The sequence below is a fragment of the Pseudonocardia sp. Ae150A_Ps1 genome, from assembly GCF_001932315.1.
In the GTDB taxonomy this organism is placed as follows: domain Bacteria; phylum Actinomycetota; class Actinomycetes; order Mycobacteriales; family Pseudonocardiaceae; genus Pseudonocardia.
The window spans coordinates 4,219,434-4,232,729 of the sequence record NZ_MCIJ01000001.1; the positions used below are offsets into that span (position 1 = coordinate 4,219,434).

The 13,296-nt window shown below is 73.7% G+C and carries 15 protein-coding genes and 1 pseudogene; 6 read left to right on the plus strand and 10 right to left on the minus strand.

The genetic code is table 11. The features are described 5' to 3' along the window. A complete protein-coding gene (locus Ae150APs1_RS19830) occupies positions 1-714 on the minus strand; it encodes a dienelactone hydrolase family protein (protein ID WP_010223784.1) in 714 nt (237 codons plus the stop codon). Positions 715-892: 178 nt separating this feature from the next. Here Ae150APs1_RS19830 and Ae150APs1_RS19835 point away from each other — a divergent pair, with 178 nt between their 5' ends. After that, positions 893-1,318 (plus strand): PIN domain-containing protein, encoded by a 426-nt coding sequence (locus tag Ae150APs1_RS19835; RefSeq protein ID WP_075299537.1) that lies wholly within the window; start codon positions 893-895, stop codon positions 1,316-1,318. A gap of 213 nt (positions 1,319-1,531) precedes the next feature. Here Ae150APs1_RS19835 and Ae150APs1_RS19840 read toward each other — a convergent pair whose 3' ends face one another. After that, entirely contained in the window at positions 1,532-3,253 is a 1,722-nt protein-coding gene (locus tag Ae150APs1_RS19840) for an alpha/beta fold hydrolase (RefSeq protein WP_249266398.1), read from the minus strand. Between the two features lie 113 nt (positions 3,254-3,366). Then, positions 3,367-4,014, minus strand: coding sequence for a LysE family translocator (locus tag Ae150APs1_RS19845; RefSeq protein ID WP_075299539.1), 648 nt, complete (start codon positions 4,012-4,014; stop codon positions 3,367-3,369). Positions 4,015-4,177: 163 nt separating this feature from the next. Here Ae150APs1_RS19845 and Ae150APs1_RS19850 point away from each other — a divergent pair, with 163 nt between their 5' ends. Then, positions 4,178-4,636, plus strand: coding sequence for a MarR family winged helix-turn-helix transcriptional regulator (locus tag Ae150APs1_RS19850; RefSeq protein ID WP_083680247.1), 459 nt, complete (start codon positions 4,178-4,180; stop codon positions 4,634-4,636). A gap of 622 nt (positions 4,637-5,258) precedes the next feature. After that, positions 5,259-5,900, plus strand: coding sequence for a hypothetical protein (locus Ae150APs1_RS19855; RefSeq protein ID WP_075299541.1), 642 nt, complete (start codon positions 5,259-5,261; stop codon positions 5,898-5,900). An 81-nt stretch (positions 5,901-5,981) separates the two neighbouring features. On the opposite strand, the gene Ae150APs1_RS19860 is transcribed toward Ae150APs1_RS19855, so the two are convergent. Together Ae150APs1_RS19860 and Ae150APs1_RS19865 are read right to left on the minus strand one after the other, a co-directional pair. Then, the gene (locus Ae150APs1_RS19860) at positions 5,982-6,539 is read right to left on the minus strand and encodes a TetR/AcrR family transcriptional regulator (protein ID WP_010223797.1); all 558 of its coding nucleotides are present in this window, start codon (positions 6,537-6,539) and stop codon (positions 5,982-5,984) included. 58 nt (positions 6,540-6,597) lie between these two features. Continuing rightward, positions 6,598-7,182, minus strand: coding sequence for a hypothetical protein (locus tag Ae150APs1_RS19865; RefSeq protein ID WP_060573949.1), 585 nt, complete (start codon positions 7,180-7,182; stop codon positions 6,598-6,600). A 162-nt stretch (positions 7,183-7,344) separates the two neighbouring features. Here Ae150APs1_RS19865 and Ae150APs1_RS19870 point away from each other — a divergent pair, with 162 nt between their 5' ends. Then, a complete protein-coding gene (locus tag Ae150APs1_RS19870) occupies positions 7,345-7,851 on the plus strand; it encodes a GNAT family N-acetyltransferase (RefSeq protein WP_010223801.1) in 507 nt (168 codons plus the stop codon). A gap of 75 nt (positions 7,852-7,926) precedes the next feature. Next, positions 7,927-8,346, plus strand: coding sequence for a hypothetical protein (locus Ae150APs1_RS19875; protein ID WP_075299543.1), 420 nt, complete (start codon positions 7,927-7,929; stop codon positions 8,344-8,346). Positions 8,347-8,368: 22 nt separating this feature from the next. Here Ae150APs1_RS19875 and mscL read toward each other — a convergent pair whose 3' ends face one another. Both mscL and Ae150APs1_RS19885 read right to left on the minus strand, forming a co-directional pair. Beyond that, the gene (gene mscL / locus Ae150APs1_RS19880; RefSeq protein ID WP_075299545.1) at positions 8,369-8,797 is read right to left on the minus strand and encodes a large conductance mechanosensitive channel protein MscL; all 429 of its coding nucleotides are present in this window, start codon (positions 8,795-8,797) and stop codon (positions 8,369-8,371) included. A gap of 190 nt (positions 8,798-8,987) precedes the next feature. Continuing rightward, positions 8,988-10,059 (minus strand): annotated as a pseudogene (locus Ae150APs1_RS19885) (3-deoxy-7-phosphoheptulonate synthase). A gap of 230 nt (positions 10,060-10,289) precedes the next feature. On the opposite strand from Ae150APs1_RS19885, the gene Ae150APs1_RS19890 reads away from it, so the two are divergent. Then, a complete protein-coding gene (locus tag Ae150APs1_RS19890; protein WP_075299547.1) occupies positions 10,290-11,102 on the plus strand; it encodes a carbon-nitrogen hydrolase family protein in 813 nt (270 codons plus the stop codon). Positions 11,103-11,127: 25 nt separating this feature from the next. On the opposite strand, the gene Ae150APs1_RS19895 is transcribed toward Ae150APs1_RS19890, so the two are convergent. From Ae150APs1_RS19895 to Ae150APs1_RS19905, 3 genes are read right to left on the minus strand one after another with little or no spacing between them, the layout of a single operon-like run. After that, on the minus strand, positions 11,128-11,427 hold the full coding sequence (locus Ae150APs1_RS19895) for a 4a-hydroxytetrahydrobiopterin dehydratase (RefSeq protein ID WP_010232766.1): 300 nt from the start codon (positions 11,425-11,427) through the stop codon (positions 11,128-11,130). A gap of 53 nt (positions 11,428-11,480) precedes the next feature. Then, a complete protein-coding gene (locus Ae150APs1_RS19900) occupies positions 11,481-12,284 on the minus strand; it encodes an ABC transporter permease (RefSeq protein ID WP_075299549.1) in 804 nt (267 codons plus the stop codon). After that, positions 12,281-13,279, minus strand: coding sequence for an ABC transporter ATP-binding protein (locus Ae150APs1_RS19905; RefSeq protein ID WP_075299551.1), 999 nt, complete (start codon positions 13,277-13,279; stop codon positions 12,281-12,283). The genes Ae150APs1_RS19900 and Ae150APs1_RS19905 overlap by 4 nt, the downstream gene beginning before the upstream one ends. Between the last annotated feature and the right edge of the window lie 17 nt (positions 13,280-13,296).

Below are 13,296 nucleotides of genomic sequence, written 5' to 3' on the forward strand. Positions count from 1 at the left end.
TCAGGTGCGGAGATGCCGGTCGAGGAACCGGATCGTCCGGTCCCACGCCGGCCGCGCGGCGGACTCGTCGTACATCGACGGGGCGTCCCAGTTGGAGAACGCGTGCCCGGCGTCGTAGCGGTGCAGGGTGACGTCGGCGCGACCGGCCAGGGCCCGCTCGACCTCGTCGATCTGCTCGGTGGGGATGTACGGGTCGTCCGCCCCGTAGTGGAACAGCATCGGGCACTCGATGCTGTCCGCCGAACCGAGAAGGCCGTTCACGCCGGAGCCGTAGTACGAGACGACGGCGTCCGGTCCGCGGCCCGCCACGCGTGACGTGGTGGCGAACAGGTAGGCGAGCGTGCCGCCGAGGCAGAACCCGACGCCGCCGATCCGCCCGTCGCACCCCGGCATCGCCAGCGTGTGCGCCATCGTGGCGGTGATGTCGGCGGCGGCGAGGTCGAGATCGAGCTGCTGCACCATCGCGAAGCCGTCGGCCAGCCCCGACTCGTCCTTGCGTTCGAAGCGCGGCTCGATGCGCCAGAAGACGTCCGGTGCCAGCGCCAGGAAGCCTGCCTCGGCCAGCCGGACCGCCAGCCCGCGGATGTTGTCGTTGATCCCGAAGACCTCCTGGAAGACCAGGACCGCCGGGGCGCCGGGCCCGTCGGGCGCCGCGCAGAACGCGTCGAACGCGCCGTCCGGTGTCCCGATCGACTCGTAGCGAGTGCTGACCATGGGAACAGCCTAGGGACCGGACGCCCTCGATCGGGGTCGCGGAGCTGGCGGCGCGCGGGTTGATCCAGCTCGGGGAGCCCGCCGTGATCGGTGTCGACGACGACCGGTCCGGATTCCCGGTCGTGAGCGTGGGACGGCGGGTCACCTCGGAGGACGTCGCGGCCACGGTGGACGAGGAGTGACGACCTACCTCCTCGATGCGAACGTCCTGATCGCGCTCACCGTCACGGAACACGAACACCACGACAGGGCGTCCGCGTGGGGTGCACGCATCGAGCGTTTCGCCCTGTGCCCCGTGGTGGAGGGCGCGCTCGTCCGGTTCCTGGTCCGGGCCGGGGAGACACCGTTGACGGCGACCGGGCTCCTCCGGGCCGTGCACGCGCTCCCCGGATGCGAGTTCTGGCCGGACTCCCTGTCCTTCGCCGACGCCCGTCTCGGCCACGTGGGCGGACACCGGCAGGTGACGGACGCCTACCTCACGAGCCTCGTGGCCGCCGTCCCGGGCGCGTCGCCGGCCACGCTCGACGAGGGACTGGCGCGGGACGTGCCCGAGCTCACGACCCTCGTCCCACGCCCCGACGCCGTCCCGCCGCAGCGCGGGTGAGCGCACCGTCGTCAGCTCTCGTGCACCCGTCCGCCGAGGTGCTCCGCGAGGAACCGTTCCGCCGGACCGGAACATCGTGAGCAGGTTCTCGGGGTTGATGATGAAGTGACCCTCGTCGTCGAAGACGAGGTACTCGACGTCGACCCCGCGGGACCGCAACGCCCCGACGATCCGGTCGGACTCGGCCTGGACCACCCGGGTGTCGTTGGCGCCCTACACCACCATCAGCGGTGTGCGGATGTCGTCCGCCCGGCTGATCGGGGAGCGGGTGATCATGTCCGCCTCCTCCTCCGGGTCGTCGGGGTCGCCGACGTAGCGGTACCAGTTCATCCGCAGGCCCGGCCGGGCGAACTCGGGCACGCTCCGCATGAACGTCGACAGGTCGGAGATGCCGACGTACTCGACGGCCGCGGCGAAGCGGTCCGGGGTGAAGCTGACGCCGACCAGCGTCGCGTAACCGCCGTAGGAGCCGCCGAAGATCCCGACCCGGTCGGGGTCGGCGTACCCCTGCTCGACGGCCCAGTCGACGGCGTCGAGCAGGTCGTCGTGCATCTTCCCGGCGAACTCCCCGATCGCCGCCTTCATGTGGGCCTTGCCGAATCCGGACGAGCCGCGGAAGTTGACCTGCAGGACCGCGTAGCCGCGGTTCGCCAGCACCTGCACGGACCGGTCCATCCCCCAGGCGTCGCGCACCCAGGGGCCGCCGTGGACCAGCAGCACCATCGGCAGCGCCGACGGCTCCACCCCGACCGGCAACGTCAGGTACGACGGCAGCGTGAGACCGTCCCGGGCGGTGATGGTCACCGGCGTGGTCGGCGCCAGCGTGTCCGGATCGAGGTGCGGGTTCGGCCGGAACAGCAGCCGGCTCTCCCCGGTGGCGTGGTCGTAGAGCCAGGTGACGCCGGGTTCGCGGTCGTGGGTGAAGGACACGATCCAGCGGCGCCCGTCCCGGTCGGAGGAGATCGTGGCCGGATCGCCGTCGGACAGGGCCTCCAGCTGCGGCAGCACCTCGGCGAAGTGCGGGTCCAGCGCATGGATCACCTGCCGCTCGCCGAGGTAGCGGACGCCGAGCAGCTCGCCCGTGCGCCGGTGACGGATCAGTGGCCTCGGCAGGTGGCCCAGGACGAGCGCGCGCGTGTCCAGGTCGAACGACGGGTGGCTGTCGACCTCCGTCTCCTCCCCGGTGGCCAGGTCGACCCGCACCAGGCGGGTCCGGTCGGTGCCACGGTTCGAGCCGACCCAGAGGCCGGTGCCGTCCGGGGTCACCTCGAACGGGTAGAGACCCAGCGGGAGGTCGGATCCGTCGAAGGTGGTGATCCGGCGCGGCGGTCCCGAGCCGGTGCTCCGCAGGAGCTCGATGTCGCCGTCGGCGTTCAGCTGTTCGACGAGGAGCGTCCCGTCACCGACGTGGTGCGAGCTCTTGACGTAATCCCCGTCGTCGGAGGCGGTCTCCGGGGCGCCGGACAGCAGGGTCAGCTCCCCGGTCGCGATGTCGAGCTCGTGCAGCTCGATCGCGGCGGACACCCGCCCGGTGAGCTGGACGATCGCGGTCCCCGGCCGGGCCGGGGGCTGGACGAGGTCGAGTACCCGGGAACCGGGGAACGGGGTCAGGTCGACGGCCGCGGCGTCCGGGTCGTCGACATCGATGCGGTAGACGTGCCAGTTCTCGTCGCCGCCGTCGTCCTGCAGGTACAGCATCCACCGCGGGTCGTGCGTCCAGCGGTAGTCCTGCACGGTGCGGGTCTCGTCGGCGGTCACACAGCGCGGCTCGGGGACCTCGCCGTCCGCCGGGTCGAGGTCCTCGATCCAGACGTTCAGCCGGTTCTTCCACGGCGCGAGGAACGCGATCCTCGTGCCGTCCGGTGAGATCGAGGCCCCGGTGCGCTCCGGAGGACGCAGGAAGTCCTCGACGGCGATGGTCTCGGGCGGGTTCATGGGATCTCCTCACTGCTCGCGGCCGGTTCCGCCGACGAGGAGACGCTGTGCCGCAGCGGCACACACAAGCTCGGGAGAATGTGACCAGCGCCACACCGGTGTGTCGATGCTGGTCAGGGCCGGGCGAGCGCCAGTCTCGCTCCGAACGCGAGCAGTGCGGTACCGGTCAGCGCGTCGAGCGAGCGCCGCACCCGTGGCCGGCGCAGCACCTGCCCGGTGGCCGCCACGGTGCACGCGACCAGCACGAACCAGACGACCGCCGACGCGACGGTGATCGTCGACAGGGTCAGGGTCGCGCCGAGCGCCGCCCCGGCAGGGAGGAACTGCGGCATCAGCGCGAGGTAGACCAGGATCGCCTTCGGGTTGAGCACGTTGCAGAGCAGGCCCTGCCGGAAGTGCGCGGCGAACGGCCGGGGGCCGGACGGAGCGGCAGGCTCGTCGTCGGTCGCGGGTGTGCCCGACGGCCGGGGGCGGCGCAGCCCGGCCCACAGCGCCGCGATCCCGAGGTAGGCGAGGTAGGCGACGCCGACGAACTTGACGATCGCGAACAGCGTCGCGGACGCGGCGATGATCGCGCCCAGGCCGAGCGCCACTCCGACCGCGTGCACGGCGAGTCCGGCCCCGACGCCCAGCGCCGTCGCGATCCCGGCCCGCCGGCCGCCCGTGCCCGCGTTGCGCAGCACCAGTGCGAAGTCGGGTCCCGGGACGACGAGCAGGAGCACGAACGCGAAGGTGTAGGCCAGGGCCGACGCGACGGTCATGGAAGCGATGCTAAGCGCCGACGTCCGGCCGTCGCGCCCCGGTTTCCCACCGGTCCGGGCGCCGTCGACTGGCACGCCATGCACCGGTGCGATCACCGGCGGGGTGCACCGAGTACCACTCGACGTGTGCCCACCGTGTCCGGCGGACGGGGATGATGGGCGGGTGTCCGAGCCGTCCGAGTCCCCGTCCGCCCCCATCGCGGGTCCGGCGATCGAGCCCAGCCCGACGTTCCTGATCATGGCGCTCGGCCGCCGGCTCCGCGAGCAGGTCGAGGACACGTTGCGCACCCGGGACCTGTCCATGCGCCACCTCTCCGCGCTGGGGCACCTTGCGGGAGACACCGGACACTCGTACAGCGAACTCGCCCGGCGGTCCGGGATCACGGCCCAGAGCATGCAGGCCACGCTGCGGCAGCTCGAGGAGCTGGGCGCGGTCGAGCGGCGGGGCCCGGGCGGTCGCGGGCGGGCCGCACGCCTGCACGTCACCGAGTACGGCCGGGAGTTGACCCGCTGGGGCAGGTCCGTGCTGCGCGAGTCCGACCGGATCCTGCTCGAGGACGTGCCCGAGCACCAGCGCGCCGCCCTGACCGACGGGCTCCTGGCGGCGTTCGCCGGACGCTGACCGCCGGGCGCGGGTCGATCACGGGCGGGTGGCACCGCCTCGGGGTACCACCGACGGCGTAATTCTTCGCCGTGAGCCGTTACTCCAGACGGGCCACGTCGTTGAGCGGGATGCGAACGCACTGACGGCCAGCCGTTTCACGATGGCCTATCGCCAATTGTCGGAGGCGTGAGTCGTGCTGCCGTTCGGCGATCGATATGTCGCCGTCCGTCGCTCGCGGAACGGCGCAGCAGACGTTGCTCCGGACGGCGCATCGCCGCAGGTGAGATCCCAAGCGAGAGAGTGTCGCGCTTCGGAGTGTTCTCCGTGCCCGCGCAGTAGGACGCCTCGTCCGCCCTGCCATTGCGCGCCTGTGACGTGGGTCTCATTTCCGCGGTCGAGTGTAACGATCGGAGAGAGCCCTCACTTATACGCAGAGTAGCTATCCGACAGATGATGGATAGCACTCGGTGTAGTTGATCAACGGCGAGCGGTCCATCGGTCAGTGCCGAAACGGACAAAAAGGTCGTGAAGTGAGGGGTGCCCTCCTGTTCTGTCACGGTCGTCCGTACGTTCTGTGCCACCTGGCCGTGACACAGCGTGAAATGCGGGCGGTCGGGCCACACAGAAGAGAAGGAGTGCCATGAACGCCCCCCAGACGACGTTCTCCTCCCGCCGCGCCCTGCGGCGCGTCGCCACCGTCGGTGCGCTGACCGTCCCGCTCGCCCTCGGCTCGGCCGGTATGGCCTTCGCCGGTGACTACGGCGACGGCGGGCACGGCAAGGACGGCAAGGACCGTGACTGCAGCCCGTCGCACGCCTCCCAGAAGGGCGGCCTGCTCGGCCTGGACGCCGCCGTCGACCCCGCGCTGAACCTCGGCGGGATCGCCAACGACGGCCCGGTCTCGCAGCAGTCGACGAAGGTCGACCGCTCGAACTCCGGCATCGCGCAGTCCGGCTGCGGCGCCGGCGACGCCGTCCAGGTCGACGACCTGGTGGGCCTGGGCCTCGACGTGAGCCCGTCGGCGAACGTCGGTGGCATCCTCAGCTCCGGCGCGGTCGAGCAGTCGACGACCGATGTCGACGAGTCCAACAGCGGCATCCTGCAGTCCGGCTCCGGCAAGCACGGGCAGGGTGGCGGCCACGCGTCGCAGAAGGGCGGCCTGATCGACGTCGACGCCTCGGTGAACCCGACGCTCAACATCGGCGGCCTGCTCTCGAGCGGCCCGGTCTCGCAGTCCTCGACCACGGTCGACTCGAGCAACTCCGGGATCGTGCAGGGCTGATCCACGGGGTGGAAGGCACGTGCCGCCCGGGCCGCTGGACCCGGCCCGGGCGGCACGGCCGACCGGAACGTCCGAGCGAGCTCAGAAGTCCCGGCGGACCAGCATCCGCCACGCCCACCCGGCCGCGACCTCCGGGGCGGGCAGCGGATCGCGCTCCAGCCAGCTCGCCGCGACGCCGAGCAACGACCACGTCAGACCGGCGGCGAACACGTCGAGCGGGATGCCGGCGTCGTCCTCGGCGAACCCCATCCGCCGCGCGGTGTCGGCGACGAAGTCCTGCATCCAGCGGCGCATCCCGGCCGCCGCGTCCGGTGCCGCCGCCCCGCCCAGTGCCTGGCGGTACAGCGACGCGTGATCGCCGACGTGCGCGAACCAGCGGAGCAGCGCGCCCGGGGGTTCGGGTCCGACGTCGGTCGTCACCAGTTCGGACAGGTCGGCGCCCGCGGCGAGGGCCTGCGCGCTCAGCGCGTCCGCGAGCAGGGCCTCCTTGTCGCCGTAGTGCTGGTAGAAGCTGCTGCGGTTGACCCCGGCGCGCTCGGCGACGTCCGCGACGGCGATCGACTCCAGCGGGCGTTCGCGGGCGAGGGCGAGCAGGGCGTCCTGCAGGCGCCTGCGCGTCCGTACCACCCGGGGATCCACGGCGGCATCCTCCCAGGAGCGTGGTCGCCGTGCCGTGTGACCGGGGTGTCGCCCACGATCAGGGCTGACGGTTGCAGGGCGGGCCCCACATCCCCGCGTCCTGGTCCTGAGCGATCCGCTCGCCGGCCTCGAACCCGGGCCGGTACCGGCCCTCACCGGGGGAGACCCAGCCCGCCACCAGGGCGGCGTCGGTGTAGGACTGCTGGCTGGCGACGACCAGGTAGGCCGGCCAGGCCGGGGCGTCCGCCGCGGGGGCGGGCAGTGTCGGGTCGGGTACCAGGGTGACCTCCTCGCCGTCGAGGAAGTCGCGGGCGAAGGCCAGCGCGCCGGCCTGCGCGCACTCCGGCGTCGCCGAGGTGTCGACCCCGAGCACCGAGACGGTCACCGGCCGCCCCTGCACGTCGACGACGACGGTGGCCGGGTCCCGCACCTCCTGCACCCGCCCGACGAGCGTCGGCGGGCCGGTCAGGGGGCCGAGTGCGTCGATGCCCGTGTCCTGCGCGTCGGCGCGGCTCAGCATCAGTCCGGTCAGGACACCGGCGACGACGAGCACCGCCACGATCAGCAGGACGAGGACACGGTGGGTTCCGGCCGACCAGGACGAGACGACCGTCCGGGCGCGGTGACGTGGTTCGGGCGGCATGACCGTTGTTCGTACCCGCTCCGGGCTCCGGTTGCCGGTTCGGACCGGACGATCCGGACACATTGCGGCGCCGGAGGTCTCGGACGCCACGGTGCAGCGGGCGTCGGCGGCCGGGTGGACGCTGCTAGGTTCGCCCTTCCGTCCGACCCCGGGAGGTGCTCGTTGGCCGGTCCGTCGATCACCGTGCGAGAGCTGGAGCCCGACGACTGGAGGACCTGGCGTGCGCTGCGGCTCGCCGCGCTCGCCGAGGCCCCGCACGCGTTCCACAGCAGGCTCGAGGACTGGCTGGGCGCGGGCGAGCAGGAGTGGCGGGACCGGCTGGCCGCGCCGAACCGCCACCTCGTCGCCGACCTCGACGGGCGTCCGTGCGGCCAGGTCGTCGCCGTCCCGCCGGACGAGACCGGGACCGCCGACCTGATCGCGCTGTGGGTCGCGCCGCACGCCCGTGGCACCGGCGCGGCGGAGGCACTGGTCTCCGCGGTGCTCGACCGGGCCGGGGGATGGGGCGCGGGCCGGCTGGCCCTGCACGTCGTCGTCGGGAACGAGCGGGCCGCTGCGCTCTACCGCAGGCTCGGGTTCGTCGATCTCGGACCGATCGAGCGGCCGGACGGGATCACCGAGCACCGGATGGAGCGCGGCGTGCCGCGACCGGTGTCGCGGTGCCGGTGACCGTCCTGGCGGCGACCGCTGCCGACGCGCCCGCACCGGCCGGAACTGTCGGGGGTCGGTCGTAGCTTCCGCGCCATGACCACCGCCGCCCGGCCGGCCGCGCCGACACCCACCCTGTCCGAGGTGGCGGCCGCGCTGCGGTCGTCGTGGGGCCGGGACACCTGCGACGATGCGGATCTCGACGACTGGAGCCCCGGGTCACCGTCCCGCGGGCAGTGCGGGGCGACGGCCCTGGTGCTGCACGACCTCTTCGGCGGGGAGCTGCTGCTCGCCGAGGTCTGGCTGCCCGACGGCAGGTTGCAGGGATACCACTGGTGGAACCGGCTCCCCGGCGGCGCCGAGATCGACCTGACGCGCGACCAGTTCGCACCGGGGGAGACCGTCCAGCCGCCCCGCCCGGTGGTGCGGCCGCCCGGGCCGCCGCGGCGCTGCGCCGCCCAGTACGACCTGCTGCGCCGACGCGTGCGGGCCCGGCTCGGCGGCGGTGCGGGGTGAGACCGGCCGGGCGGCCCCGGGATCAGTCGGTCGACCTGTCGGGCCCGACGGCGTGCCGGCCCGCGACGCCGTCGGCACGGCCCTCGCGCAGCAGGTCGCGGATCTCCTTGAGCAGCTCGACCTCGGTGGGGTCGGCCGGTCCGGCCTCCTCGCCCCGCTTGCGCCGCTCCTGGATCGTCTTCAGCGGCAGCACCACGAGGAAGTATACGACCGCCGCGGTGATCACGAAGGTGATCACCGCGTTCACGAAGCTCGCCCAGTCGAACGTCACGCCGTTCACTTCGAACGCCCCGGCCAGCTCGCCGCCGCCGGAGAAGAGCTGGATCAGCGGCTTCAGGAACGCCTCCGTGAAGGCCGTGACGACCGCGGTGAAGGCGGCGCCGATGACGACCGCCACGGCGAGGTCGACGACGTTCCCGCGCAGCAGGAAGTCCTTGAAGCCCTTGATCATGTTCGTCCCCTCCCGGTGGTCACGGCCGGTCCCGGCCGGACGGGGGTCGAGCCTCGCACCGTCCGCAACGGACGGACAGTGCGCACGCCGGAACTGTGCGCGACGGAACCCGGCCGGTGGGAGAGGACCCGTGGCGGAGGGCCGGGGCGGGAGCGGCGACCGGCTCCCGGCCCGGCCCCGCCGGTCCGGCTCAGCGGCGGCCGGTGCGGATGGCAGCGGCGAGGGTGCCGAGCAGCTCGTCGGTGGTGTCCCAGGACATGCAGGCGTCCGTCACCGAACGGCCGCGCACCATGTCGGGGCCGAGCTCCTGGCGCCCCGCCTCCAGGAAGCTCTCCATCATCAGCCCGGTGACGCCGCGCTCCCCGTCCGCGATCCGCTCGGCCAGCTCGCCGACCACCACGGCCTGGCGGTCGTGGTCCTTGCCGCTGTTTCCGTGGCTCGCGTCGACGACCACCCGCTCCGGGACCCCGGCGTCGCGCAGGGCGCACGTGGTCGCGGCGACGTCCTCCGCCGAGTAGTTCGGCCGGGTGCCGCCGCGCAGGATCACGTGGGTGTCCGGGTTGCCGGTGGTCGTGACCAGCCCGGCGAGCCCGTCGGCGTTGACCCCCATGAACACGTGCGACGCCGCCGCCGCCCGCATGCCGTCGAGCGCCGCCCGGACGTCACCGTCGGTCGCGTTCTTGATCCCGACCGGCATCGACAACCCGCTGACCAGCTGCCGGTGCACCTGGCTCTCCGCGGTGCGGGCGCCGATGGATCCCCACGTCACGACGTCCGCGATGTACTGCGGGGTGATCGGGTCGAGGAACTCGCAGCCCACCGGCAGGCCCAGGGCGGAGATGTCGAGCAACAGCTTGCGGGCGGTGCGCAGGCCCCGGTTGACGTCGAACGTACCGTCCAGGCCCGGGTCGTTGATGAGGCCCTTCCAGCCGACCGTGGTGCGCGGCTTCTCGAAGTAGGTCCGCATGACGACGCACAGCTCGCCGGAGAGTTCCTCGGCCCGCGCGGCAAGCCGGCCGGCGTAGTCGATGGCGGCCTCCGGGTCGTGCACCGAGCACGGCCCGACGACGACGAGCAGCCGGTCGTCGGTGCCGTCGAGCACCCCGGTCACGGCGGCCCGTCCACGGGTGACGGTGTCGGCGACCTGGGGGGGTGCACGGCAGATCGTGCCGCAGCAGGGCGGGGGAGATCAGTGGGCTGATCCGCTCGATGCGCCGGTCGTCCAGCGGGGTGTCGAGCAGTGCAGCGGGAGTGCTACTCATCGGGGACGGCGGTCCTTTCCCGGCAGACCGCCCCGGATCACCGTGCCCGAGCCGGTCCGTGATGCCGGCTCGCGGGGATGGAGGTCAGCGCGCTACCGCGCCGGCCGACCCATCCCGGGCCGGCTGGCGAAACCAGTAGTAGTAGGCGCGCAGCACGGTTCGACCGTACCCCACGTTCCGCCCGCGGCTCGACCGGCGCGTCCACCAGGTGGACGTGGTACGACCGGTCCATGCGGATCGCACTGGCCCAGATCTCCTCCACCCGCGACCCCGAGGAGAACCTCGCCGAGATCGGACCGTGGGTCCGGGAGGCGGCCGGTGCGGGGGCCCGCATCGTCGTGTTCCCCGAGGCCGGCATGTGTTGCTTCGGCACCGCGCTGGGACCGGTCGCCGAGCCGCTGGACGGGCCGTGGGCGTCGCGGGTGCGTGGGCTGGCCGCGGCCGCCGGGATCACGGTGGTGGTCGGGATGTTCACCCCCTCCGGTGACGGCCGGGTCCGCAACACCCTCCTGGTCACCGGTGCCGGTGTGGACACCCACTACGACAAGATCCACATGTTCGACGCGTTCGGGTTCGCCGAGTCCGACACCGTCGCGCCGGGGACCGAACCGGTCACGGTCGACGTCCCGGAGGCGGACGGGCCCGGCACCGATCCGGTCCGGGTCGGGCTCTCCACCTGCTACGACGTCCGGTTCCCCGGGCTCTACCAGCGGCTCGCCGACGCGGGCGCGACCGTCCAGCTCGTGCCCGCGTCCTGGGGTGCGGGAGCGGGGAAGCGTGAGCAGTGGGAGCTGCTGGTCCGCGCGCGGGCGCTGGACACCGGGTCGTTCGTCGTCGCCTGTGACCAGGCCGACCCGACGACCGTCGGCCGGGAGCACGGCAAGGCCCCCACCGGGATCGGGTACAGCCTGGTGGCCGGACCGCGCGGGGAGATCGTGCACTCGCTCGACGCCGGCCCGGGTGTGCTCGTCGCCGACGTCGACCCGGCGGTCGCCGCCGAGGTCCGCGAGCAGATCCCGGTCCTGCGCAACCGCCGGCTCTGAGGCGGCCGGGCCGTCCCGGCCGGGCTCAGCCGCCGGCGGTGGCGATCCGGTCGGAGATCTGGCCGGCCAGGCCGGTGTCCTTGGCGGTGAGCCCGCCCTCGGAGTGCGTGGAGAGCCGGAACGTGAGCGTGTTGTAGCGGATGTCGATGTCCGGGTGATGGTCGGCGGCCTCGGCGTCGTCGGCGACGCGGTCCACCACCGACACGGCGGCGACGAAGTCGGGCAGCCGTGCGGTGCGGACGATCGAGTCCCCGTCCCGGTCCCAGCCCGGGAGCGTCCGCAGGGCGTCGGTGATCTCGGCGTCGGTCAGCAGCGGGGTGGCCATCGGCCCATCGTGGCGCAGACCGGACCGCGCGTCACGGCGGGACGACCGCCGGGTCACCCGTCGCGGCGGGTGAGCAGGAACAGCACGATCCCGGCCCCGGCCACGGCGAACCCCGCCGCGCGCACCGTGGTGGCCCACGCCGCGCCGGTGTCGGCGGGTACGGCCGTGACCGCGGCGAGGACCTCGTGCCAGTGCCCGGAGGGGAGCACGGCGGCGGCATCCGGGAGGACCGTCGCGACCAGCGGGGCGGCGGTGAGGGCGGCGAGCCCGGTGGCGACCACGACCGCCGGTCGCCGCACCGCCGCCGACAACGCGAGGAGCAGCAGACCGAGCCCGGTCAGCTGCCCGGTCACCCAGGCGGCGAGGACGAGCGCCCGCCCGAGCGTCACCCCGGTGCCGTACGGCCCGGCGCCCAGCACCAGGCCACCGGCGACCAGCGCGGCGGCGACCACGACGAGTGCGGACAGGGTCGCCGCACACGCCACCGCCGAGGCCTTGAGCAGCAACAACCGTCCGGGGCCGACCGGCGACAGGCGCAGCCCGTCGAGGGTGCCGCGGCCCCGCTCGGCGGCGAACGCGTCCGCGGCGACGAGCACGAGGGGCATGCCCAGGGAGAACGCGGCCGGCTCGGACAGAGCGACCACCAGGACACCCAGCGCGTGGGTCAGGTCGCCGGGCCCGCCGGCCAGGGCGAGCGTCGCGAGCACCGGGACGGCCGCCGCCGCGGCGAGCACGACAGCGGTCCGCGGGCGCGCCAGGGCCAGCTCGAGCTCCGAGCGGAGGAGGCGGGGGAGTTGTGCCGCGGTGGCCCGGCCGGCCGCGCGCGGTGCTGTACCGGGGCGGACCGTGGTGCTCACCGGTACGCCCCGGGTCCACCGGGCGTCCGGCCCGGGCCGGGGTCCCCGGTGAGGTCGGCGAAGACCTCCTCCAGTCGGGCCACGGGCCGGGTCACCCCGTGCACCGCGACACCGGCGTGCACGAGCAGCGCGACGACGTCCGGCGCCGGCGGCCCGGCCGCGACCTGCACCCGGCCCTCCGGTGCCACCTCGGCGTCGATGCCGCGGTCGAGCAGGACACGGACCGCGCGGCCGCCGTCCGGTGTGGTCACGACCAGCCGTCCGGCCGCGCCGCCGAGCAGGTCCCGCAACGGGCCCGCGGCCACCAGCCGCCCCGCCCGCAGCACGGCGACGTGCGTGCAGGTGGTCTCGATCTCGGCGAGCAGGTGCGAGCTGACCACCACGGTCGCGCCGGCCGCGTGCATCTCCGCGACGAGCCGGCGGACGTCGCGGGTGCCGGCCGGATCGAGACCGTTGGTCGGCTCGTCGAGGACCACGAGCCGTCGTCGGGTCAGCAGCGGGACGGCGAGGCCCAGCCGCTGCCGCATGCCGAGCGAGTACTCGCGCACCTTCCGGTCCGCAGCGCCGCTGAGCCCGACCCGCTCCAGGACGGCGGTGACGGCGGTCGGGACCCGGTCGGTGGCCAGCAGCGGTTCGGCCGCCGCGTACCGCAGCAGGTTCTGCCTGCCCGTCCGGTGCCCGTGCAGCGCCGGGCCCTCGATCAGGGCGCCGACGTGCGGGAGGACCTCGGCGGCCCGACCCGGGAGCTGCCGCCCGAGCAGCTCGATCGTGCCGTCGGTCGGGGCGAGCAGCCCGAGCAGCATCCGCAGCAGCGTGGTCTTGCCCGCCCCGTTCGGCCCGAGCAGGCCAAGGACCGATCCCATCGGGACGTCCAGGTCGACGCCGTCGACGGCGCGCACCGCGCCGAAGTCCCGGCCCAGGCCGGTCATGCGGACGGCGGGTGGCCGGGCGGCCGGGACAGCCCGTTCTCCGGGAGCACCGAGGGTCTGCTGCACGCCGCCAGCCTGGCCGC